The organism is Streptomyces herbicida, assembly GCF_032656585.1.
Taxonomy (GTDB): Bacteria; Actinomycetota; Actinomycetes; order Streptomycetales; family Streptomycetaceae; genus Streptomyces; species Streptomyces herbicida.
Map to the genome: position 1 here is coordinate 81,724 of NZ_JAUYWJ010000007.1, position 23,655 is coordinate 105,378.

Sequence of the window (23,655 nt, forward strand, 5' to 3'; positions counted from 1 at the left end):
CGCGGTCTTCCGTGGTACTGCCGACGCGCGTTACTGTCCCTGCGGCTTGTGCGACCTGTGATGCGCGACCCGTCCGAAGGAGGAGGGGCCGCGTCATGCGTTTCCGTCCCACGTCACTGCTGCTCGCCGCGGTACTCGCGGTGGGCGGCGGCACCCCCGCCCTGGCGGCGACCGCCGATCCCCCCGATCTCGTCAAGGACCCCACCGCATACGTCGATCCGCTGATCGGCACCAAGAACGGCGGCAATGTCTTCCCGGGTGCCGTCGTGCCGTTCGGCATGCTCTCCTGGAGCCCCGAGAACACCCGAGGCGACGCCACCCGCACCGCCGCACCCGGCGGTTACCAGTACGACGCCACCCGCATCCGCGGCTTCAGCCTCACCCATATGTCCGGCACGGGCTGTGCGGGCGGCAGCGGAGACATCCCGCTCTTCCCGTACGTGGGCGAGGTCACCTCGTCCCCGGCGAGCGATACCAAGGACGCCGTCTACGCCTCCGACTTCAGCCATGCGGACGAGACCGCCGAACCCGGCCACTACAAGGTGGGCCTCGCCTCCGGCGTCACGGCCGACCTCACCGCGACCGCCCGCACCGGCTCGGCCCGCTTCACCTTCCCGGCGGACAAGCCGGCCTCGCTGCTCGTCCGCACCGCCAACTCCGAAGTGGGGTCGGCCGGTTCGACGGTCACGATCGACCCCGCGACCCGAACGGTCTCCGGCTCCGTCACCTCCGGCGACTTCTGTGGCTATCTGGACACGGAGGGCCGACGCGCCTACTACACCCTCTACTTCACCGCCCGCTTCGACCGAGCCTTCAAGTCCACCGGCACCTGGCAGGACGACCGGCTCGACCCGGGATCCACGACGGCCTCCGGCGGCACGGGCGGCTTCGCCGGCGGCGGGCGGCCCGTCGCGGGCAAGGGCGCGGGCGGGTACGTCGAGTTCGCGCCCGGAACCGGCCCGGTGAACGTCAAGGTCGGTATCTCGTACGTGAGTCAGGCCGGCGCCGAGGCGAACCTCTCGGCCGAGAACCCGTCGTACCGCTCCTTCGAGTCGGTCCAGGCCGCGGCCCGGCACGCCTGGCGGCACCGGCTGGGCGCCGTACGGGTCGGCGGCGGCACGGACACGGACCGCACCACCTTCTACACCGCCCTCTACCACTCCCTGCTGCACCCGAACGTCATCAGCGACGCCGACCGCAGATACCGGGGCAGCGACGACAGGGTGCACCGGGTGGGCGGCGGTCACCGGGCCCAGTACGGCACCTTCTCCGGCTGGGACGTCTACCGCGACCAGGTGCAGCTGCTCACCCTCCTCGATCCGCGCACCGGCTCCGACATCGCCCAGTCGCTGTACGAACTCGCCCGGCAGAACGGCGGCATCTGGGACCGCTGGCTGCACGGCGCGAGCGGCACGCACGTCATGAACGGCGACCCGTCGCCCACCGCCCTGGCCGGTATCCACGCGTTCGGCGGCACCCGCTTCGACCTGCGCGGCGCGCTGGACTCGCTGGTGAAGGCGGCGACCGTACCGACCGACAAGGACCTGTCGGCCGCGGGCAAGCCGGTGCTGTCGGTCGGCCAACGCCCGTCCCTGGACAAGTACTTGGCCCACCACTACATGCCGTCCGTGTCCAACGCCTGGGGCGGCGCGGCCGAGACCCTGGAGATGTCCACCGCCGACTTCTCACTCTCCCGGCTCGCCGCGGCGGCGGGGGAGAAGGACACGGCGGCGGCCTTCGCCCGGCGCGCCCAGTGGTGGCAGAACAACTTCAACATCGCCGCGGACTCCACGGGCGGATACATCGCCAACCGCAAGGCCGACGGCAGCTGGGTCACCGGCTTCACCCCGGACACCGGCAACGGGTTCGTCGAGGGCACGGCCGCCCAGTACACCTGGATGGTCCAGCACAACCCGGCCGGCCTGTTCGCGGCGATGGGCGGCACGGACAAGGCGCTGGCCCGGCTCGACGACTTCTTCCACAACGCGGACGGCAGCTGGGCCTTCACCGGCAGCGGTGGCGCCAAGTCCGAGCTGGACAACGAGCCCTCCCTCAACGTCCCCTACCTGTACGACTACGCGGGTGCTGCGTACAAGACGCAGGAAACGGTCCGCGCGGCGATGAAGCAGCTCTGGTCGACGCGGCCCGGCGGCATCCCCGGCAACGACGACCTCGGCGCCATGTCGTCCTGGTACGTCTTCTCCGCGCTCGGCATGTACCCCCAGGTCCCCTCCCGCGCCGAACTCGTCCTCGCGTCACCGCTGTTCGAGCGCATCGAGATCGGCCGTCCGCAGGGGAACGACATCTCGATCCGCGCGAGGGGAGCGGGCGCCGACGCCCCCTACGTCCAGTCCCTGAAGGTCAACGGCCGTACCAGTGACCAGCCTTGGCTTCCGGACTCCTTCGTGCGTGACGGCGGCCGTCTGGACTACACGCTCTCCGCCACCCCGAACCGGTCTTGGGGCACCTCCGCCCCGCCCCCGTCCTTCCGGGAGGGCGAGCAGCCTTACCAGATCGGCGTCGGCCCGACCGCGGCGACCGTCGCGCCCGGCGGCAGCACCGAGCTCGGCATCCGCGCCCTGTCGCTGAGCGGCGGCGCCGGCCCCGAGGTCCGCTTCCGCGTCGAGACCCCGGACGGTGTCACGGCCGCACCCGCCGACGGCACGGTCACCGACGGCTCGCAGGAGATCACCCTCTCCGCGGCCGACGGCGCCCGCCAGGGCTTCTACTCCGTCAAGGTCACCGTGACCTCGGGCGACACCTCGTACGAGCAGCCGGTCGCCCTGACCGTGGCCGCCCCCGGCACCCTCCTCGCCGCCTACAACAGCACCGGCGTTTCGGACGACGAGGGCGACCACGACGAGGCCGACTTCGACGGCGGCGGCTGGAGCTACTCCCGTCAGGCGCTCGCGGCGGCGGGTCTGATCCCCGGCAGGCAGGGCACGGTGGACGGACTCACCTTCATCTGGCCGAGCTCGCCCACGGGCCGCCCGGACAACGCCGCAGCGGCCGGTCAGACCGTTGAACTGCCCACCCCGGCCGCCAAGTTGTCCTTCATCGGCAGCGGGGTCAACGGAAACCAGCAGACGAAGGCGACCGTCACCTACACCGACGGCACCACCGACGCGGTCGACCTCTCCTTCACCGACTGGACCGTCGGCGGAGGCGGCGGAACCGTCCAGTACGGCAACGAGGTCGTCGCCAAGAGCGCGTACCGCAATGTCGCGGGCGCGGACAAGGACCCGGTGGCGACCTACGTCTTCGCGACGAAGCCGTTCGAGGCGCCGTCCGGGAAGACCATCAGGAGCGTGAAACTCCCGGACGACACGGATCTGCACGTGTTCACGCTCGCGGTGGGCTGAGCATCCTGCCGTCACCCCGGGCGCAAGAGGCCGCCCCCGGTTCTTCCGGGGGCGGCCCCTTCGCACAGCACGACGGCCCGGACCTCATCGGGCTTGGGGAACGGCAGGTCGCTGCCGAACTCCGGCGGGGCACCACCCGTAGCCCTCGTCCGGCCCGCGGACGACCAGCGGCCCATGCAGCGAGGAGCCGGTGGGCTTCCTGCGTCTCCTGCACGGGCCGGCTGTCTCACCGTGGGTTGGGTCAGGCCAGCAGCTCCACCTCCGCCAGCGTCGCCTCGCCGTCGAGGACCAGGCGGTACTTGGCGTACGAGCCCGGTGTGGTGATCGTGAAGGCCCGGGTCTGCCGGTCCCAGGCGAACGATTCTCCGGTGCGCCGGTCCAGGGTCTGCCAGGTCGTGCCGTCCGCCGAGCCCTGCAGCGTCCAGCCGGTCGGCGCCTTGGCGCGGTCCGCGGAGGACGTCAGCGTGTACTGGACGGCCTTGGCGGCGCCGCCCACCGGCAGGTCCGCCGAGGTGACCGTGGCGTCCGTCGCCGACGTGTTGTCGAACAGGGCGCCGTCACCCTTCAGCACGTCCGCGCGCGGCGTGGGCACCTCGTCGTTCCGGGTGATGGAGACCGGGGCCGCGTTCTTGCCGGTGCCCCAGGTCGAGGACTTGGAGCCCATGTGGAAGTCCAGCACCCCGCCCTTGGCGAGCAGCGAGTGGGGGAGCGAAGTCGACGTCCAGGGATGGCCGTTGACGGTAAGACCCTGTACGTACACGTTCTTGGCGCTGTTCCTCGGTGCCCTGATCACCAGGTCCTGGCCGTTCTCCAGGTGCACGGTCGCCTTTGTGAACAGCGGGGAGCCGATGGCGTACTCACCGCTGCCCATGACCAGCGGGTAGAGGCCGAGCGAGGAGAAGAGGTACCAGGCCGACTGCTCGCCGTTGTCCTCGTCGCCGTGGTAGCCCTGTCCGATCTCGCTGCCCGTGTAGAGGCGGGAGAGCGCCTCGCGGACGTACCGCTGGGCCTTCCAGGGCCGGCCGGCCGCGTCGTACATGTAGATCACGTGGTGCGCGACCTGGTTGGAGTGGCCGTACATGCCCATCCGCACGTCCCGTGCCTCGGTCATCTCGTGGATGACGCCGCCGTAGGAGCCGACGAAGTCGGGGGAGGCGGTCTCCGGGGTGGAGAAGTACTCGTCGAGCTTGTCGCCCAGGGCGCCGCGGCCGCCGTAGAGGTTGGCGAGGCCGCGGCTGTCCTGCGGGGCGGTGAAGGCGTAGCCCCAGCCGTTGGTCTCGGTGTAGTCGTAGCCCCACACGCGCGGGTCGTACTTGGACGAGTCCAGGCGCCAGTCGCCCTTGGCGTCGCGGCCCTGGAAGAAGCCCGCCTTGGAGTCGAAGAGGTTGACGTAGTCCTGGGCGCGGTTGAGGAAGTACGCGGACTCGTCCTTGTAGTGCTTCGCGCCCGTCCTCCGGTAGAGGGCCTCGCCCATCTTGGCGATGCCGTAGTCGTTGACGTAGCCCTCCATCGCCCACGACAGGCCCTCGTGCGTGTCGGTGCTGGTGTAGCCGAGGAAGGGCGAGGTGCTCATGCCCTTGCGGCCCACGCCCGAGGCCGGCGGGACGACGGTGGCGTTCTTCAGGGCCGCGTCGTACGCCGCCTTCGCGTCGAAGCGGACGCCCTTGACGTATGCGTCCGCGAAGGCGACGTCGGAGGAGGTGCCGGTCATCAGGTCGGCGTAGCCGGGGGAGGACCAGCGGGAGGTCCAGCCGCCGTCCTTGTACTGCTGCACGAACCCGTCGACCATGTCGCCCGCCTGACTGGGCGTCAGAAGAGAATAGGCCGGCCAGGTCGTCCGATAGGTATCCCAGAAGCCGTTGTTGACGTACACCCGGCCGTCCACGATCTTGGCGCCGGTGCGGGTCGGCGTGTCCGGCCCCGGCATGGGGGAGAACGGGGAGGCGTACTGGTCCTTGCCGGCCACCTTCTCGAAGCCGGAGTTGGGGTACAGATACAGCCGGTACATGCTGGAGTACAGCGTGGTCAGCTGGTCCGCGGTGGCGCCCTCGACCTCGACCTTGCCGAGCAGCCGGTCCCAGGTCCGCTGGGCGCGTGCCTTCACCGTGTCGAAGGGGGTGCCGTCGGGGATCTCCTGGCGCAGATTGTCCTGCGCCTGGTCGATGCTGATCAGCGAGGTCGCCAGGCGCAGGGTGACAGTGCGGTCCGCGCCCGCGTCGAACCTCAGATAGCCCTTGACACCGCTGGAGCCGCCGTCCGTCACCGGCTTGTCGAACTGCCCGTACACGAAGAGCCGGGTCGCGCCCGTGGACAGGCCCGACTTCACGTCGGAGTAGCCGGTGACGATCCCGTGGTCCTCGTCCAGGGTGAGGCCCGCCTGCTCGGTGACATTGTCGAAGAGCACGCTCGCGTCGTCGCCGGGGTAGGTGAACCGCAGCGCGGCCGCGTGGTCGGTCGGGGTCATCTCGGCCTTGAGCCCGTTCTCGAACCGTACGCCGTAGTAGTACGGCCGTGCCGTCTCGTTCTCGTGCCGGAAGGCCAGCGCCCGTGCCGTGCGGTCGGTGTCCGGGGCGCCGGCGGCGGCCGACGGCATCAGCTGGAAGGTCTGCCGGTCGCCCATCCAGGGGCTGGGTTCATGACTGGCGCTGAACGCCTGGATGGTCGGCAGGTTGGCGTCGTTGTTGGCGCGCGCGTACTCGTAGAGCCAGCTCAGCGAGGACGCGTTGGTCGCCGGCGTCCAGAAGTTGAAGCCGTGCGGCAGGGCGGTCGCCGGGAAGTTGTTGCCGCGCGAGAAGCTGCCGCTGGAGTTGGTGCCGCGGGTGGTCAGCGCATAGTCGGACAGGTGCGCCCTGGGCGGCTCCGGGGCGGCCGGCCGGATCGCCACGTCGTCTATCCAGCCGCGGAACTTGGCGGGACCGCTCGGGGAGTCGTAGGCCAGCAGGATCCGGTCGACCGTCCTGCCCGCGGCGACCGAGCCGATGCGTGAGGCCACGTTGTTCCACTGGTTGACGTACAGCGCCTTGGCCGCGCCCTGGCCCCGCGGCGAGAGCGGGAAGCCGTGCTGGTCGGTCGCGCCGAGGTCGCTCAGATAGGTGCCGTCGGTGAAGGCCAGGTCGACGGAGACGTTCGTGGCGTCGTAGTCACGGTCGCCGTCGGCCATCGACGGGAAGATCCGGTACGCCAGCTGTGTGTCCCGGCCGACCGTGACGTTCACGTCGAAGACCCTGTTGTACGAGTACCCCCGGCCGGCCGCCGTGTGCCGACCGGCGTAGCGCAGGGCCCGGGTGCCGGTGAAGCCCGCGCGGGCCTTGGCGGTCGGCGAGCCGCTCGGGCCGCGATCGACCAGGGAGAGCATGTCCTGCGGGACCGGGCCTCCGCCGCCGCCCGTCGAGAACTGGACATCGGCGAGCTGCACGATGCCGGAGGCGCCGTTGTTCTTCGTGATGTCGAGGCGGAAGTGCCGGTACTCGGCCGGCTGGGCGAGGTCGTACGACTTGGTCTGGAACCGCTCGGAGAAGGTCTCGCCGGTGCGGGTGTCGACGGTCTCCCAGTCCTTGCCGTCCGTGGAGCCCTGAAGGGTCCAGTCCTTCGGGTCGCGCTCGTCGTAGTCATTGGCCGACGTGAGGGCGTACGTCATGAGTTTGATGGGTTTGTCCAGGTCGAACTCGACCCAGCCGGTGGGCTCGAAGGCCAGCCATTTCGTGCCCGGTTCGCCGTCGACGAGGTTCTCCTTCACCTCGCCCGCGCCCGTGTTCTCGGCGCTCGCCCGTACATCGGTGACATGGTCGGTCACATTGCCCGGGATGCCGGTGCTGTAGCCGCCGTCGACGCCCGAGGCACGCTTGCTCCCGTCCGGCCCCGTATCGACGGTGTTCAGCCAGTCCGGCGCCGGGTCGTCAGCCTCGAACGAGGATGCGAACTCCCGGTCGGTGGCGGCTGCCTGGGCGGGCGCCTGCGCCGGCCGGGCGACCGCGGCTCCCTGCGAGGCCACCGCCATGACGAAGGCGGCCGTGAGCACGGCCGCCGTACCGAATCTGTGCCGAGTTCTCCGCTGCAACAAAACGGGTTCCCTCCCTGCGCGGACTTCAGACAACGTTGTCAGCTTCGTGCGCAGGATCCAGTAGGTGGCCAAGTGGCCCTTGGTGTCAAGGGTGTTGGGTGTGGCATTCAGGGACCTATGTCGCGGACTTTTCCGGCAGTGCGGTCACAGGCGGCTCATATTTCCGTGAGGTCTCAACTCGGAAAAGACCCATGGCCAACCTTGCGTTCGATCTTGCTCCGTCGGCCGGAAGTGGACTATACCTGTCGGCGTTTCCTGCATGACCCAGCGCTACCCGACCGCGGTGCCGGGGAGGATCCGGTTCACCGCCTGAGTCCTGGAGAAGGCGAGGACTTGAGCATGGGATCCCAATCCGCAGCGAACCACGGTGCCGAGGGTGTGGGCCGCCGTGATCTGATCAAGCGGTCCGCCGCACTCGGTCTGCTCACCATTCCGACGGCAGGCTTCCTGTCCGCCTGCGCGAGCGGCGGCGGCGACAGCTCCAACGACAGCGGCGACCAGGGCAAGACGTCCAAGTCGAACCCGTTCGGCGTGAAGAAGGGCGGCAAGCTCGACGTCGTCATCTTCAAGGGTGGTTACGGCGACGACTACGCCAAGGCGTGGGAGGCGGACTACCAGAAGAAGCTCGGCATCACCTCCACCCATACCGGCACCCAGGAGATCACGGGCAAGCTCCAGCCGCGCTTCAACGCCGGCAACCCGCCGGACATCGTGGACGACTCCGGCGCCCAGCAGATCAAGGTCGACGTTCTCTACAAGAACGGCCAGCTGCTCGACCTCGCCTCGGTGCTCGACGCGCCGTCGGTCGACGACCCGGGCAAGAAGGTCCGGGACATGATCATCCCCGGCACCCTGGACGCGGGCATGCAGGAGGGCAAGATCGTCGCCCTCAACTACATCTACACCGTGTGGGGTCTGTGGTACTCCGGCAAGCTCTTCAAGGAGAAGGGCTGGGAGGAGCCCAAGACCTGGGCGGACTTCCTCACCATCTGCCAGGACGCCAAGAAGCAGGGCATCGGCGGCCTGGCCCACCAGGGCAAGTACCCGTACTACATCAACGTCGCCATCATGGACCTGATCGCCAAGACCGGTGGTCTGGACGCGATGAAGGCGATCGACAACCTCGACCCCAAGGCGTTCGTCGGCTCGGACGCGGCGCAGGCCGGTGTCGAGGCGATCTATGAGGTCGTCGAAAAGGGCCTGCTGATGCCCGGCACCAACGGCCTGACCCACACCGAGTCCCAGACCCGCTGGAACCAGTACAAGGCCGCCTTCATCACCTGCGGCTCCTGGCTGGAGAACGAGCAGCTCAAGCAGACGCCTGCGGACTTCGACATGAAGTTCATGCCGATGCCGCTGCTGCCCGGCAGCAAGCTGCCGTTCGAGGCGATCCGGGCCGGCTCCGGCGAGCCCTTCATCATCCCGGCGAAGGCCAAGAACCTGGCCGGGGCGAAGGAGTTCATGCGGCGCATGCTCTCCAAGGAGTGGTCGACGCTGTTCGCCAAGGAGGCCAACTCGCTCACCATCCTCAAGGACGGCGTCGACCCCAGCGTCAAGCTCCGGCCGGGCACCCAGTCCACGGTCGAGGCGTCCAAGGCGGCCGGTGACAACACCTTCCGTTACCTCTACACGGAGTGGTACAGCGAGATGGGCGCCGCCATCGAGGCCGCGTCCAACGAGTTGATGGCCAAGCGCATCCAGCCGAAGGAGTGGCTGAAGCGGTGCCAGGCCGCGGTCGACAAGCAGGCGAAGGACCCGGCCTCCAAGAAGAACCACCGGGACTGACCGCACGCCGTATCCCGGGCCGGAGCGATCCGGCCCGGGGGAGGACACCAGGAGCAGGAAGGCCAATGCGCAAAGGGCAGTACAGATTCGTCGCGGGATTTCTCTTCGTGCCCGTGGCGCTTTATGTGATCTTCGTGATCTGGCCGTACATCCAGACGTTCGGCTATTCGCTGACCGACTGGAAGGGCCAGTCGCAGACCTTCAAGTTCGTCGGACTGGACAACTACAAGGCGCTGTTCCAGGACGACGTCTTCATGCAGGCCATCTGGCACAACATCCTGTTCCTGATCTTCATCCCGGTGATCACCATCCTGCTCGCCCTGTTCTTCGCCTTCATGGTGAACGCGGGCGGCCGCAGCAGGGCGGGCGGAGTGCAGGGCGTCGCAGGGTCCCGGTTCTACAAAATCGTCTACTTCTTCCCGCAGGTGCTGTCGCTGGCGATCGTCGCGGTGCTCTTCAACGCGGTGTACCGCAGTGACGGCGGCGGCCTTCTCAACGGCTTCCTGATCAAACTCGGACTGGTCGACACCGACAATCCCGTGGAATGGCTCAACGAGCCCAACCTGGTGCTGTGGATGCTGATCGCCGCCGTGGTCTGGCACGGCGTCGGCTTCTACCTGGTGCTGTTCTCGGCCGCCATGCAGTCCATTCCGAAGGACATCTACGAGGCCGCCCTCATCGACGGCGCGGGCCGCAACCAGTCCTTCTTCCGCATCACCCTGCCCCTGCTGTGGGACACCGTGCAGACCGCGTGGGTCTATCTGGGCATCGTCGCGATGGACATGTTCGTCCTGGTTTCCTCCATGACCCAGAACATGGGCGCGTACGGCGGCGGCCCCGATCACCACAGCGACGTGATGTCGACGGTGATGATGCGCAACTTCCAATACTTCGGGAAGAGCGGCTACGCCTGCGCCATGGGCGTGGTCATGCTGGTGCTCACCCTGGTCCTGTCCGTGGTCATGCTGCGCGCCACCCGCCGCGAGCGCGTCGAGTTCTGAGCGGGAGATACGACGACATGAGCGCACCTTCGAAGGAGACCGAGGCCGTTCCCGCCGAGCGGTTCGCCGACAAGGTTTCCGAACGCCCCGGCGAGCAGCGCGGCGAGGGCATCGTCCTGAACGTCTTCTCGCACGGCTTCCTCGCCCTGTGGGCCCTGCTGATCGTGCTGCCGCTGCTGTGGCTGGTGCTCAGCTCCTTCAAGACCGACGCCCAGATCGGCGGCTCGGCCTTCGGCTGGCCGCACAACTGGTCCTTCGACGTCTTCCACCGGGCCTGGAACAAGGGCATCGGCGACTACTTCCTGAACACCGTCATCGTGCTGGTGTTCAGCGTGCCGCTGACGATGCTCTTCGGCTCGATGGCCGCGTACGTCCTGGCCCGCTACCAGTTCTGGGGCAACCGGCTCCTCTACTACTTCTTCGTCGCCGGCGCGATGTTCCCGGTGTTCCTGGCCCTGGTCCCGCTGTTCTTCATGGTCAAACGGCTGGACATGCTGAACACCTACCAGGGTCTGATCCTGGTCTACATCGCCTACTCGATGCCGTTCACGGTGTTCTTCATGCACGCCTTCTTCCGGACCCTGCCCACGGCGGTCTTCGAGGCGGCGATCCTGGACGGTGCCTCGCACACCCGGACCTTCTTCCAGGTGATGCTTCCGATGGCGAAGCCTGGCCTGATCAGCGTTGGGATCTTCAACACTTTGGGCCAGTGGAACCAGTTCATCCTGCCGACGGTCCTCATGCAGCCGCAGAGCGGCTCGGACCCCGAGCGCTATGTCCTCACCCAGGGCCTCATCCAGCTGCAGCAACAGCAGGGATACGCCTCTGACCTGCCCGTTCTCTTCGCGGGCGTCACCATCGCGATGATCCCGATGCTGGTCGTGTATCTGTCCTTCCAGCGTCAGGTGCAGGCCGGACTGACCTCGGCGACCCTGAAGTAATGCCTGTTCGGAGGGCTCGGCGTAGCGCTCCGAAACAGTCCGTACGCGCGCCGTTCCCGGGTTCGGGGGCGGCGCGCGGTCGTGTGGGCAAGACCCCGGAAACAGTTCAACCTCTTGACGGGAGCCGACCCGAACGGCTCAGCTTAGAGTTCACTAGTTGGACATAGACGGGGCCTCGCCGAAGCGGTCCCGCGCGCAGGAGGTCGTCGTGGAGACTCCGGGGTCGCAGTCATCACTGCACCGAGCCAACCTGGAGAGGGTCGTGCGCGCCGTACGACTCGCCGGTTCGCTCACGCAGGCGGAGATCGCAAGGACCACGGGTTTGTCCGCAGCGACCGTCTCCAACATCGTGCGGGAGCTGAAGGACGGCGGAACGGTCGAGGTCACGCCCACGTCGGCGGGGGGCCGCAGGGCACGCAGCGTCTCTCTGAGCGGGGACGCGGGGATAGTGATCGGTGTCGATTTCGGCCATACCCATCTACGGGTCGCGGTCGGCAATCTGGCCCATCAGGTGCTTGCCGAGGAGTCCGAGCCACTGGATGTGGACGCCTCCGCGGCACAGGGCTTCGACCGGGCGGAACAGCTGGTCAACCGCCTGATCGGGGCAACGGGAGTGGATCGCTCCAAGATCGCCGGCGTGGGTCTCGGCGTACCCGGCCCGATCGATCTGGAGTCCGGCACGCTCGGCTCGTCCGCGATCCTGCCGGGCTGGAGCGGCACCAGACCCGCCGAGGAGCTGCAGGGGCGGCTCGGGGTGCCGGTGCACGTGGACAACGACGCCAACCTGGGCGCCCTGGGCGAGCTGGTCTGGGGCAGCGGCCGGGGGGTCCGTGATCTTGCTTACATCAAGGTCGCGAGCGGTGTCGGCGCCGGCCTGGTGATCGAGGGGAAGATCTATCGCGGGCCCGGCGGTACGGCGGGTGAAATCGGGCATATTACGCTGGACGAGTCCGGCCCGGTCTGCCGCTGTGGCAACCGCGGCTGCCTGGAGACGTTCGCGGCCGCGCGCTACGTGCTCCCGTTGCTCCAGTCCAGTCATGGCACCGACCTGACCATGGAAGGCGTCGTACGGCTGGCCAGGGACGGTGATCCGGGCTGCCGTCGGGTGATCGCCGACGTCGGCCGCCACATCGGCAGTGGAGTGGCCAATCTCTGCAATCTCCTGAACCCGAGCCGGGTGGTCCTCGGCGGTGATCTCGCGGAGGCCGGAGAGCTGGTTCTGGGGCCCATCAGGGAGTCCGTGAGCCGCTATGCGATCCCCAGTGCCGCCCGCCAGCTCTCCGTGCTCCCAGGGGCACTCGGGGGCCGTGCGGAGGTGCTCGGCGCGCTTGCCCTCGCCCTCAGCGAGATGGGCGATTCGACCCTTTTGGACGGTACTCTGGCTGCCGCGGCACCTGCCTTCACTTAGAGAACGCATGACGCCGTTGCCATCTCGTTAAGTATTTACTTCTTGACGTCGAACTTGCGGCCGAGTTGACTTCGAGCCACCTCGGCCGCAGCGTTGCGGCCCTGTCAGGGAGGCACCCCCAAATGAACGCAACGATGCGCAGAGTCGTCATCGGTACGGCCGCGGTTTCGATGGCACTGTCCATGGCCGCGTGTGGCAAGGCCGGCGACAAGAAGGACGACTCGTCGAGCAGCAACAGCTCCTCCGGCAGCAAGACCATCGGTCTGCTGCTCCCCGACAGCGTGACCGCTCGCTACGAGAAGTTCGACCACCCGCTCTTCGAGGCGAAGGTCAAGGAGCTGTGCTCGGACTGCAAGGTCGAGTACGCGAACGCCGCCGGTGACGCGGCCAAGCAGGCCCAGCAGGTCAGCAGCATGATCACCAAGGGCGTCAAGGTCCTCGTGATCAGCGCCCAGGACTCGGCCGCCATCAAGTCCTCCATCCAGACCGCCGTCGACAAGGGCATCAAGGTCGTCGCGTACGACCGCCTCGCCCAGGGCCCGGTCTCCGCGTACGTCTCCTTCGACAACGTCAAGGTCGGCGAGCTCCAGGGTCAGGCGCTGCTCGACTCGCTCGGCTCCAAGGCCGACAAGAAGTCGAAGGTCGTCATGATCAACGGTGACGACGCCGACCCGAACGCCGGTCAGTTCAAGAAGGGTGCCCACAACATCCTCGACGGCAAGGTCGACATCGCCTACGAGCAGTCCGGCCTCTGGAAGGACACCGTCGCCGCGCAGAAGATGAAGGCGGCCATCACCCAGCTGGGCGCCAAGAAGATCGCGGGCGTCTACGCCGCCAACGACGGCATGGCCGGCGGCATCGCCACCACGCTGAAGGGCGCCGGCATCAGCGGCATCCCGCTGACCGGTCAGGACGCGGAGCTCGCGGGCATCCAGCGCATCGTCGCCGGCACCCAGTCCTCCACCGTCTACAAGGCCTTCAAGCCGGAGGCGGACGCCGCTGCCCAGCTCGCGGTCAACCTGCTGCAGGGCAAGGACATCAAGTCCCTCGCCAACCAGGAGCTGACCAGCGGCTCCGGCGACAAGGTGCCCTCGCAGCTGCTGACCCCGGTGTCGGTCACCAAGGCCAACATCAAGGACACGGTGATCAAGGACAAGCTGTACACCGTCCAGGACATCTGCACCGCCGAGTTCGCGAAGGCCTGCAAGGCCGCCGGCCTCGAGTAATCACTCGGCCCATGCCCGGTGAGGCGCGTACGAGCCTCACCGGGCCCCGACCGCCCACGGCGGTCCCGCGAACCCCTCCGACGCCCGCCCCGGCCTACATACCCCGCTGCCGGGACGGGCGTCGGACGGAACCGTTGCCAAGGGCAGCGGATTCGCGCATGTTCATCTTGTAAACCTCGTGCTTTGTGCACGTCCCTCCGCGCCTGTCCAAGCGCGGCATCCCCGCCGGTCAGGCGGCGAAGGAGATGGTTCACGTGTCCGCTACGCCCGTGCTGGCGTTGCGCGGAGTCTCCAAGCGATTCGGTGCGGTCCAGGCCCTCACCGACGTCGAGCTGGAGGTCCACGCCGGAGAAGTGGTCGCCCTGGTGGGCGACAACGGCGCAGGAAAGTCGACCCTGGTCAAGACGATCGCCGGTGTCCACCCCATCGATGAGGGCGTCATCGAGTGGGAGGGCAAGCCGGTCAGCATCAACAAGCCGCACGACGCCCAGGGACTCGGCGTCGCGACGGTCTACCAGGACCTCGCGCTGTGCGACAACCTCGACGTGGTCGGCAACCTCTTCCTCGGTCGCGAGCTGCTGCACCGGGGAGTCATCGACGAGGTGTCGATGGAGAAGCAGGCCCGTGAGCTGCTGAGCACGCTCTCGATCCGCATCCCCAGCGTGCGCATCCCGATCGCGAGCCTCTCCGGCGGTCAGCGCCAGGTCGTCGCCATCGCCCGCGCCCTGATCGGTGACCCGAAGGTCGTCATCCTCGACGAGCCGACCGCCGCGCTCGGTGTCGAGCAGACCGCGCAGGTCCTCGACCTGGTCGAGCGGCTGCGTGAGCGCAACCTCGGCGTCATCCTCATCAGCCACAACATGGCGGACGTGAAGGCTGTCGCGGACACCGTCGCCGTCCTGCGCCTGGGCAAGAACAACGGTTCCTTCCCCGTGAAGAGCACCAGCCACGAAGAGATCATCGCCGCGATCACGGGAGCCACGGACAACGCCGTGACTCGTCGTGCGGAGCGTCGCACCACGGAGGCGGCAAAGTGAGTGACACGTCTAAGGTCGAGAAGGTAGACCCCGCCGCCCCGGTTCAGGACACCGTGGCCCCCGCCGACGACCCCACGGCCGCGCCGGTCGCCGTCGTCGACCCCCGCCTGCTGGTCCGCGAAGAGGGCTTCAAGGGCTACCTCACCGAGTTCAAGCGCAAGATCAAGGGCGGCGAGCTCGGTTCGCTGCCGGTCTTCGTCGGTCTGGTCGTCATCTGGACGATCTTCCAGCTGAAGAACGACCTCTTCCTCAGCGCCGACAACCTGTCGAGCATCAGCTACTTCCTCTCGGCCACCGGCATGCTCGCCATCGGCCTGGTGTTCGTGCTGCTGCTCGGCGAGATCGACCTCTCCGTCGGCTCGGTCAGCGGTCTGGCGTCCACCGTGTTCGCGGTCTTCGTCGTCAACCACGGCATGAACGGCTGGCTGGCGCTGGTCCTGGCCATCGTGACCGGTGTCGCCATCGGCGCGCTGCAGGGCTGGTTCTTCGCCAAGATCGGCGTACCGGCGTTCGTGGTGACCCTGGCCGGCTTCCTCGGCTGGAACGGTCTGATGCTGTGGCTCCTCGGCGACAGCGGCACCATCAACATCCCGGGCGACTCCGGCCCGGTGCACCTGCTCGGCCAGAGCTCCTTCTTCATGGACCAGGCCATCGTCGGCGCCTACCTGCTCGCGGGCCTCGGTGTCGTCCTGATGGCCGTCGGCTCCTTCAACGAGCAGCGCCGCCGCCGCGCCGCCGGTGTGCCCTTCCGGCCCACCAGCGAGATCCTGATCCGGGTCGTCCTGCTCGCCATCGCGTCCTTCGCCGCCGCGGCCGTGCTGAACAACGCCTCCGGTGTCTCCAACGCCCTGGTGATCTTCCTCGCCGCGCTGGTGATCGTCGACTTCGTGCTGCGTCGTACGACCTACGGCCGGAAGGTCTTTGCAGTCGGTGGCGGCATCGAGGCCGCGCGCCGTGCCGGTATCAGCGTGCCGATGGTCCGGATCACCGTGTTCGCCATCTCCGGCGGCTTCGCGGCGGTCGGCGGTATGTTCTTCGCCGGCCAGACCGCGAGCGCCACGCTCAACGCCGGTGGTGGCAACACCCTGATGCTCGCCATCGCGGCGGCCGTCATCGGTGGTACGAGCCTCTTCGGCGGCCGCGGCTCCGTCTGGTCCGCCCTGCTGGGCATGCTGGTCATCCAGTCCATCCAGACCGGACTCGACCTGCTCAACATGAACACCTCCATCCAGTACATGATCACCGGTGGAGTGCTTCTGGGTGCCGTCGTCATCGACTCGGTCTCCCGCAAGAGCCAAAAGGCGGCCGGCCGCGCATAACGCGGTCGCGGTCCCTCGCAAGACCCCTGTGCCCGGCGCCAATGGCGGTGCCGGGCACAGGTGTGTCCCGGGAACGCTTCTGGTGGGTACGGCCGTTCGCGTGACGTACGACGCACGGCCCGGGCGTCGGCCGCAAAGGCGGAACATTAGACTCGACAAGCCCGGCAACAGCTCGATCAGCTCTACTGCAAGGAGGCACGGGTGCCGCTGCTGACCCGCATCAGGGGACCGCGCGATCTGGACCGGCTCAGCCTGGAGGAGCTGGACCTGCTGGCAGAGGAGATCCGGAGCTTCCTCGTCGACGCCGTCTCCAAGACAGGCGGACATCTCGGACCCAACCTGGGCGTGGTCGAGCTCACCATCGCCCTGCACCGCGTCTTCGAGTCCCCGAAGGACAAGGTGCTGTGGGACACGGGCCACCAGTCCTATGTGCACAAGCTGCTCACGGGCCGGCAGGACTTCTCCAAGCTGAAGATGAAGGGCGGTCTGTCCGGCTACCCCTCGCAGGCCGAATCCGAGCACGACATCATCGAGAACTCGCACGCCTCGACGGTGCTCGGCTGGGCTGACGGTCTGGCAAAAGCCAATGAACTGCGCAAAAAGGGCAGTCATGTCGTCGCCGTCATCGGCGACGGCGCGCTCACCGGCGGCATGGCCTGGGAGGCGCTGAACAACATCGCCGACGCCAAGGACCGCCCGCTGGTCATCGTCGTCAACGACAACGAGCGGTCGTACGCGCCGACCATCGGCGGCCTCGCCAACCACCTCGCGACGCTGCGCACGACCGACGGCTACGAGCGCTTCCTGGCCCGCACCAAGGAGGTCCTGGAGCGCACCCCGGTCGTCGGCAAGCCGCTCTACGAGACCCTGCACGGCGCGAAGAAGGGCCTGAAGGACTTCATCGCTCCGCAGGGCATGTTCGAGGACCTGGGCCTGAAGTACGTCGGCCCGATCGACGGCCACGACATCGAGGCCCTGGAGTCGGCGCTGGCCCGCGCCAAGCGGTTCGGCGGCCCGGTCATCGTGCACTGCCTCACCGAGAAGGGCCGCGGCTACCAGCCCGCCCTCCAGGACGAGGCCGACCGGTTCCACGCCGTCGGCAAGATCCACCCCGACACGGGCCTGCCCATCGCCAGTTCCGGCGCCGACTGGACCTCCGTCTTCGGCGACGAGATGGTCAAGCTGGGTCACGAGCGGGAGGACGTCGTCGCCATCACCGCCGCGATGCTCCAGCCGGTCGGACTCGACCGGTTCGCCAAGGCCTTCCCGGAGCGGGTGTACGACGTCGGCATCGCCGAGCAGCACGCCGCCGTCTCCGCGGCGGGCCTCGCGACGGGCGGGGTGCACCCCGTCTTCGCCGTGTACGCCACCTTCCTCAACCGCGCCTTCGACCAGGTGCTGATGGACGTGGCCCTGCACAAGTGCGGCGTGACCTTCGTGCTGGACCGGGCGGGCATCACCGGCACCGACGGCGCCTCCCACAACGGTATGTGGGACATGTCGATCCTTCAGGTCGTGCCGGGGCTCAGGCTGGCCGCGCCACGCGACGCCGACCAGGTGCGCGCGCAGCTGCGCGAGGCCGTCGAGGTGAAGGACGCGCCGACCGTCGTGCGCTTCTCGAAGGGTGCGGTCGGTCCCGCGGTACCGGCCGTGGGCCGCGTCGGCGGCATGGACGTGCTGCGCGAGCCGGGCACCGACACCCCGGACGTGCTGCTGGTCTCCGTGGGCGCCCTCGCCCCGATGTGCCTGGAGATCGCCGGCCTGCTGGACCGGCAGGGCATCTCCACCACCGTCGTCGACCCGCGCTGGGTCAAGCCCGTCGACGAGGCCATGGCCCCGCTCGCCGAACGGCACCGCGTGGTCGTCACCGTCGAGGACAACTCCCGGGTCGGCGGCGTCGGCTCGGCCGTCGCCCAGGCCCTGCGGGACGCCGGCGTCGACGTCCCGCTGCGCGACTTCGGCATCCCGCCGCGCTTCCTCGACCACGCCTCCCGCGCCGAGGTCATGGCCGAGATCGGGCTGACCGCCCCCGACATCGCCCGCCAGGTCACCGGCCTGGTCTCCAAGCTGGACGGCCGCTTCGACCGCCCGACGAGCGAGGTCGACTCGGTGGAGCCCGCGCGCGACTAGCGACAGAGGAAGCGGGAAGGCGGCCTTCCGGGCCGGTTTTGCCACTGCCAAGAGTGGCGAAACCGGCCCATTTGCGTGAATGCCCACGCTCCGGGGCATACGTACCACGCCCCCTCTCGATCATGTCGAGGACGACAAGCGTGGGAGGTACCCCGTGAGCAGTTCCCTCTTCCGGACGAAAAAGGTGGAGCAGTCCATCCTCGATACCGAGGAGCCAGAGCACGCGCTCAAGAAATCCTTGTCCGCGCTGGATCTGACCGTCTTCGGCGTCGGTGTCATCATCGGCACCGGCATCTTCGTCCTGACCGGCAAGGTCGCCAAGGAGAACGCGGGCCCCTCCGTCTCCCTGGCCTTCGTCGCGGCCGGCGTCGTCTGCGCCCTGGCCGCGCTCTGCTACGCGGAGTTCGCCTCCACGGTCCCGGTGGCCGGATCCGCGTACACCTTCTCGTACGCCTCCCTCGGTGAACTGCCCGCCTGGATCATCGGCTGGGACCTCGTCCTGGAGTTCGCGCTCGGCACGGCGGTGGTCGCCGTCGGCTGGTCCGGCTACATGCGCTCGCTCCTCGACAACGCCGGCTGGCACCTGCCCGACTACCTCGCCGGCCGGGACGGGGCCCACGGCTTCGGCTTCGACATCCTCGCCGCCGCGCTGGTCCTGGTGCTCACCGCCATCCTCGTGATCGGCATGAAGCTGTCCGCGCGGGTCACCGAAGTGGTCGTCGCCATCAAGGTGACGGTCGTCCTGATCGTGATCATCGCCGGTTCCTTCTTCATCAACAGCGACAACTACAAGCCGTTCATCCCCAAGGCCCAGCCGGTGGAGGCCGGGGGCACTCTCAAGGCGCCGCTCATCCAACTGATGGTCGGCTGGGCGCCGTCCAACTTCGGCGTGATGGGCATCTTCACCGCCGCATCCGTCGTCTTCTTCGCCTTCATCGGCTTCGACGTCGTGGCCACCGCCGCCGAGGAGACCAAGAACCCGCAGCGGGACATGCCGCGCGGCATCCTCGGATCCCTGTTCATCTGCACGGCGCTGTACGTGGCGGTGTCCATCGTCGTCACCGGGATGCAGCACTACTCCGATCTCTCGGTGGACGCCCCGCTCGCCGACGCCTTCAAGGCCCTCGGCCACCCCTGGTACGCGGGCGCGATCAGCTTCGGTGCCGTCGTCGGCCTGACCACGGTCTGCATGATCCTGCTGCTCGGTCAGACCCGGGTGTTCTTCGCGATGAGCCGCGACGGGCTGCTGCCCCGCTTCTTCTCCATCGTCCACCCCCGGTTCCGGACCCCGCACCGGCCGACCATCCTGCTCGGCGTCCTCATCGCGGTCATCGCGGGCTTCACCAGTCTGAGCGAACTCGCCGAGCTCGTGAACATCGGCACGCTGTTCGCCTTCGTCGTCGTCGCGCTCGGCGTGATCATCCTCCGCCGCACCCGCCCCGACCTGCACCGCGCCTTCCGTACCCCGTGGGTGCCCTTCGTTCCGATCCTGTCCGTCGCCGCCACGCTCTGGCTGATGCTGAACCTGCCCGCCGAGACCTGGCTCCGGTTCGCCATCTGGATGGTGATCGGCTTCGTCGTGTACTTCGCGTACGGCCGCTCGCACAGCCGCCTCGGACGCCACGCGGAGACGTCGCCCCAAGAGGTCGGCAGGCCGCCGGGCGGAGACGCTCCGTAGTCGGCCCGGCGGACGCACCGGCTCCGTATGTCCTGCTTCGGTGAGGACCGCGGGGCCGGATAGCGTGCTCCCCATGTCCGCCGTGTCGCTCGCCCCACCACGTTCCGTAGTCGCAGGGAAGGCGTACTGGACGCGGCTGCTGCCGCTGCTGGCGGCCCTGGCCTGCGTGACCCGGGTGCCGTCCTTCGCGCGGCCGCTGTGGAATCCGGACGAGGGCTTTCTCGCCGTGCAGGCCCGGATACTGGCACACGGCGGGCAGCTGTACGAGACGGTGGTGGACCGCAAGCCGCCGCTCGTGCCGTGGCTGTACCAGGCCGCGTTCGCGCTGGGCGGCTCCGGAACGCTCACAGCGGTACGGATCCTCGCAGTGCTCGCCCAGCTGCTCACCGCCGTCCTGCTGGCCTCGCTCGCCCGGCGCCGGTGGGGCGACACCGCGGGGCGGACGGCCGGGGTGCTGTATCTGCTCGTCTCCGTGGGGCTCAACCCCGAGGACGCGCAGGCCGCCACGTTCGAGGTGTTCATGCTGCCCTGCACGGCCGCCGCCATGTGGTGCGCGGACCGGCGCCGCTGGGGCGCGGCCGGGGCGGCCGTCGCCTGCGCCCTGCTCACCAAGCAGACCGGCGGGGCGGTGCTGGTGCCGGTGCTGTGGCTTGCGTACCGGTACGGCGCGCCGCGCGGCGGGGTGCTGCGGCTGGTCGCCGGGGTGGCCCTGCCGGTGCTGGGCGCGGCCCTGGTCACCGATCCGGCCGGCTTCGTCTTCTGGACGGTCACCGGCTCGGGGGCGTACGCCTCCTTCACCGGGTCCGAACTCCACGTCCTGGTCCGGGCGCTGACCAACACGGCGATCCTGGCCGTGGCCTGCGCGGGCCTGATCCCGCCGGTGGTACGGGCGCTGCGGCTGGCCCGCACGGGCGCGGCCGACCTGTGGCTGTGGCTCGCCTCCTCGGCCCTGGCCGTCCTCCTCGGCTTCCACTTCTTCGGCCACTACTACCTGCAACTCATCCCGCCGCTCGCCCTGCTGGCGACGGCCGCGCTGCAGATCCTGCCCCGGGAACGGCTGGCGCCGGCGGTCCTCACCTCGGCCTGCAGCTGCGTCCTCTTCCTGGCCTGGGGTCTGCTGGCACCCCGCCCCGAACTCACCCACGTCCAGCGCCTCGCCTCCGCCGTGGCCCATCGCACGGCGCTCACGGACCGGGTCCTCGTGTGGGGGATACACCCGGAGACGTACTGGCTGTCCGAGCGTGCCCCCGCCAGCCGCTATCTCACCGCGGGGCTCCTCACCAACTACAGCGGCGGCCGCAACGGCCCCCAGGTCGGCGAGAAGTACGCCGTCCAGGGCACCTGGCCCGTGTTCCGCGAAGAAATGACCACCCACGCACCGGCCCTGGTGGTCGACGACTCCAGGGGCAAGCCGTACGCCCCGGAACGCGTCCCGGATCTGCGCAGGCTGCTTGCCGCACGGTACGAGCCGGTGGGGGAGGTGGACGGGGCGGTGCTGTACGCGCGGGTGCCGCGGGACTAGGCCATGTCGTATCCCCGCCTGCCCGGCGACGCCATGCACGCTCCCCCGAGCTCTTCGAGCAGGGGGACCCCCACTCGCCGCACCGGGCACAGCCCCAAGTACATCCGGTCCGAGGGCCTGCGCCCGGCACGCCGAGAGCACGCTCCCCCGAGCTCTCGGCTTCGCTCGGGCAGGGGGACCCCCATGACGCCGCCCGGCCCGTCCTCCTGGCGGACGACGGGGATTTGACTCAGGGCGTGCCGCCGAGCACCGCCCGTGGGCCCGTCACCTCCGCGTCCAACTCCGTCACCCGGCCCCGCAGTTCGCGGTCGGCCGTGATGACCAGGGTGGGTCGGCCGCGGTTCTCCTCGACCAGTTCGACGATACGGTCGTCGCCGCTGCCCCGCGCCGACTCCACCCGCAGGCCGGGTGCGGACTCCACTCCGCGTGCCGCGCCCTCGACGACCAGCACGATCTCCACGGGGTTCGGATGACCGGGCAGTCCCTCCGACGCCAGCCGGTCCCGCAGCCGCTCGGCGGCCCCCTTCCGGTCCCGCCACCATCCGTCGGGCACCGACCCGACCACGTTCGCGGCATCGACGATCACGAGCAACGGGGCATCCTCGTCCATACGCCAAGCGTCCCACGGCGACGCGGCCCGAACACCACTGAACACCGGCGCGGCCACCTCGGTCCTCCGGCCTCCAGGGCATCCGTTGTGGTGACCGGCAGGGGGCGGGACCCTGTCGGCGGTTCGTCCGGCATAGAGTGAAGCGGTGAACGGCGACTGGCTCATACGCGGCCGTGACGGCCGGCTCAGCGTCTACCTGCCGTCGGGCGAAGCCGTCCTGTGCCGGGCGGAGCGCGGTCCCGATGGTCCCTGGGGCGCCCCGCGGAAGGTCGGCGGTGACCAGAGGCTGCACCCCGCGCTCGCCGTCGGACAGGGCGCCGACGGCTACGCCCATCTGGTCTCCTGGCGGCCCACGGCGGCCGGTGAGTCGGGGCTGGTTCACTCCACCCACTTCCGGCCCCATCTCGCCGCACTGGACTGGAGCCCGGTCGGACACCCCGACAAGAAGGGCGACCGCACCGGCATCCCGGCGGTCGCCGTGGACGCGGAGGGCCGTGCCCATGTCTTCGTACGCAACAAGGACGGCGGGGTGAGTCTGCTGGCCCAGAAGGAGAAGGGCGGCTGGGACCCCTGGCGCGACCTGAAGGGCCGGGACGTCCAGGAGGAACTCGCGGCGGTGACGGGGGAGTCCGGCCGGGTCGAGCTCTACGCGGCGGTCCCCGGCGCCGTACTGCACTGGCGTCAGGCGGAACCGGGCACCGAGCCGGTCCTGGAGGAGGCGCTGGAGGCCCCGGCCCGCCCGGGTACCCTGCACGCCCTGGCCACCTCCCCCGACAGCACCACCCTCTTCTACACCGACGACTCGGGCGACATCTGCGCCTGGCGCCCCGGCGGCAAGCCGGTCGCCCTGCTCCCCGCGTCCGGCGACGGCCCGGTCGCGGCGGTCCGCTGCGAACTGGACGGCCACGACTGCACCCTCCTCGCCCAGCGTTCGTCGAGCGGCCGCGTGGCCTTCGCCGCGTATCCCACGGAGGACGAGACGGCGGGTGCCTGGTGGACCGAGTCGGGTCCGCAGCTCCCCGCGGACGCCTTGGTCGGCCTCGCGCTGAACGAGAACGACCGTGTGGCAGCGGCAACGTTGTCCCCGTCGACCGGCCAACTCCTGGTCACCCGCCGCAAGGAGGAGCCGGGGCTGGCACTGGAGGCGTGGCGGGAGGTCTGAGTGCGCGAAGATGACCGCGTGGACACCGAGACACTCATCGAGACATGGCGCAGTCTCCTCGCCGGATCCGGAACATCATGGGTGCTCTACGAGCACGGCACCTGTGTGGTGCTGGAGGAGCCCGAGGGAGAACTCGCCGAGCGGGCCACCGAGCTCCTGCGGGAGTTCGGCCCCGTGCAGGTGGCCGGCCCGGCGGGCGACTTCCGCGTGCTGGAGCTCAAGAGCGGCGAGGGCTGGCTGGTGACGGGCCATCACCCGGACGTGGTCACCTTCGTCGGTCCCGACGAACCCGACGACCCCTCGCACCTGGCCGTCGGGATCCACGGCCGGTCCAAGCGCGACGAGGACGGCCGGGAACTGCACGTCGTCCATGTCGAGGACGCGCGTCCGCCCGCTTCCTGAGACGCCGATGCC

At 69.0% G+C, this 23,655-nt stretch carries 15 protein-coding genes; 13 read left to right on the forward strand and 2 right to left on the reverse strand.

Annotated elements, in window-relative coordinates; translation table 11 throughout:
• The first annotated feature begins 95 nt into the window (after positions 1-95).
• A complete protein-coding gene (locus tag Q8A52_RS16505; protein WP_316752701.1) occupies positions 96-3,362 on the forward strand; it encodes a GH92 family glycosyl hydrolase in 3,267 nt (1,088 codons plus the stop codon).
• A gap of 241 nt (positions 3,363-3,603) precedes the next feature.
• On the opposite strand, the gene Q8A52_RS16510 is transcribed toward Q8A52_RS16505, so the two are convergent.
• Positions 3,604-7,359 (reverse strand): GH92 family glycosyl hydrolase, encoded by a 3,756-nt coding sequence (locus Q8A52_RS16510; RefSeq protein WP_316753235.1) that lies wholly within the window; start codon positions 7,357-7,359, stop codon positions 3,604-3,606.
• Positions 7,360-7,761: 402 nt separating this feature from the next.
• On the opposite strand from Q8A52_RS16510, the gene ngcE reads away from it, so the two are divergent.
• The 10 genes from ngcE (at position 7,762) to Q8A52_RS16560 (ending at position 21,469) form a co-directional block, all read left to right on the forward strand.
• Positions 7,762-9,207, forward strand: coding sequence for an N-acetylglucosamine/diacetylchitobiose ABC transporter substrate-binding protein (gene ngcE / locus Q8A52_RS16515; RefSeq protein WP_316752704.1), 1,446 nt, complete (start codon positions 7,762-7,764; stop codon positions 9,205-9,207).
• Between the two features lie 65 nt (positions 9,208-9,272).
• Positions 9,273-10,208, forward strand: coding sequence for a carbohydrate ABC transporter permease (locus tag Q8A52_RS16520; RefSeq protein ID WP_316752706.1), 936 nt, complete (start codon positions 9,273-9,275; stop codon positions 10,206-10,208).
• A gap of 17 nt (positions 10,209-10,225) precedes the next feature.
• A complete protein-coding gene (locus tag Q8A52_RS16525) occupies positions 10,226-11,149 on the forward strand; it encodes a carbohydrate ABC transporter permease (protein WP_316752708.1) in 924 nt (307 codons plus the stop codon).
• A 208-nt stretch (positions 11,150-11,357) separates the two neighbouring features.
• On the forward strand, positions 11,358-12,557 hold the full coding sequence (locus Q8A52_RS16530; protein ID WP_316753236.1) for an ROK family transcriptional regulator: 1,200 nt from the start codon (positions 11,358-11,360) through the stop codon (positions 12,555-12,557).
• Positions 12,558-12,679: 122 nt separating this feature from the next.
• Complete coding sequence (locus Q8A52_RS16535) at positions 12,680-13,783, forward strand: sugar ABC transporter substrate-binding protein (protein ID WP_316752710.1); 1,104 nt, start codon at positions 12,680-12,682, stop codon at positions 13,781-13,783.
• A gap of 245 nt (positions 13,784-14,028) precedes the next feature.
• Positions 14,029-14,820, forward strand: coding sequence for an ATP-binding cassette domain-containing protein (locus tag Q8A52_RS16540; RefSeq protein ID WP_316752713.1), 792 nt, complete (start codon positions 14,029-14,031; stop codon positions 14,818-14,820).
• Positions 14,817-16,139 (forward strand): sugar ABC transporter permease, encoded by a 1,323-nt coding sequence (locus Q8A52_RS16545; RefSeq protein WP_316752715.1) that lies wholly within the window; start codon positions 14,817-14,819, stop codon positions 16,137-16,139. The genes Q8A52_RS16540 and Q8A52_RS16545 overlap by 4 nt, the downstream gene beginning before the upstream one ends.
• 201 nt (positions 16,140-16,340) lie before the next feature.
• Positions 16,341-18,269 (forward strand): 1-deoxy-D-xylulose-5-phosphate synthase, encoded by a 1,929-nt coding sequence (dxs, locus tag Q8A52_RS16550; protein WP_316752718.1) that lies wholly within the window; start codon positions 16,341-16,343, stop codon positions 18,267-18,269.
• A 154-nt stretch (positions 18,270-18,423) separates the two neighbouring features.
• Complete coding sequence (locus Q8A52_RS16555) at positions 18,424-19,947, forward strand: amino acid permease (RefSeq protein ID WP_316752720.1); 1,524 nt, start codon at positions 18,424-18,426, stop codon at positions 19,945-19,947.
• A gap of 73 nt (positions 19,948-20,020) precedes the next feature.
• Positions 20,021-21,469 carry an ArnT family glycosyltransferase gene (locus Q8A52_RS16560; protein ID WP_316752722.1) on the forward strand — a complete coding sequence of 483 codons (1,449 nt, stop codon included), beginning with the start codon at positions 20,021-20,023 and terminating at the stop codon, positions 21,467-21,469.
• Between the two features lie 229 nt (positions 21,470-21,698).
• On the opposite strand, the gene Q8A52_RS16565 is transcribed toward Q8A52_RS16560, so the two are convergent.
• Positions 21,699-22,079 (reverse strand): NTP pyrophosphohydrolase, encoded by a 381-nt coding sequence (locus Q8A52_RS16565; RefSeq protein ID WP_316752723.1) that lies wholly within the window; start codon positions 22,077-22,079, stop codon positions 21,699-21,701.
• 145 nt (positions 22,080-22,224) lie between these two features.
• Here Q8A52_RS16565 and Q8A52_RS16570 point away from each other — a divergent pair, with 145 nt between their 5' ends.
• Together Q8A52_RS16570 and Q8A52_RS16575 are read left to right on the forward strand one after the other, a co-directional pair.
• Positions 22,225-23,241, forward strand: coding sequence for a hypothetical protein (locus tag Q8A52_RS16570; RefSeq protein WP_316752725.1), 1,017 nt, complete (start codon positions 22,225-22,227; stop codon positions 23,239-23,241).
• 18 nt (positions 23,242-23,259) lie between these two features.
• Complete coding sequence (locus tag Q8A52_RS16575; protein WP_316752727.1) at positions 23,260-23,643, forward strand: hypothetical protein; 384 nt, start codon at positions 23,260-23,262, stop codon at positions 23,641-23,643.
• Positions 23,644-23,655: the final 12 nt, after the last annotated feature.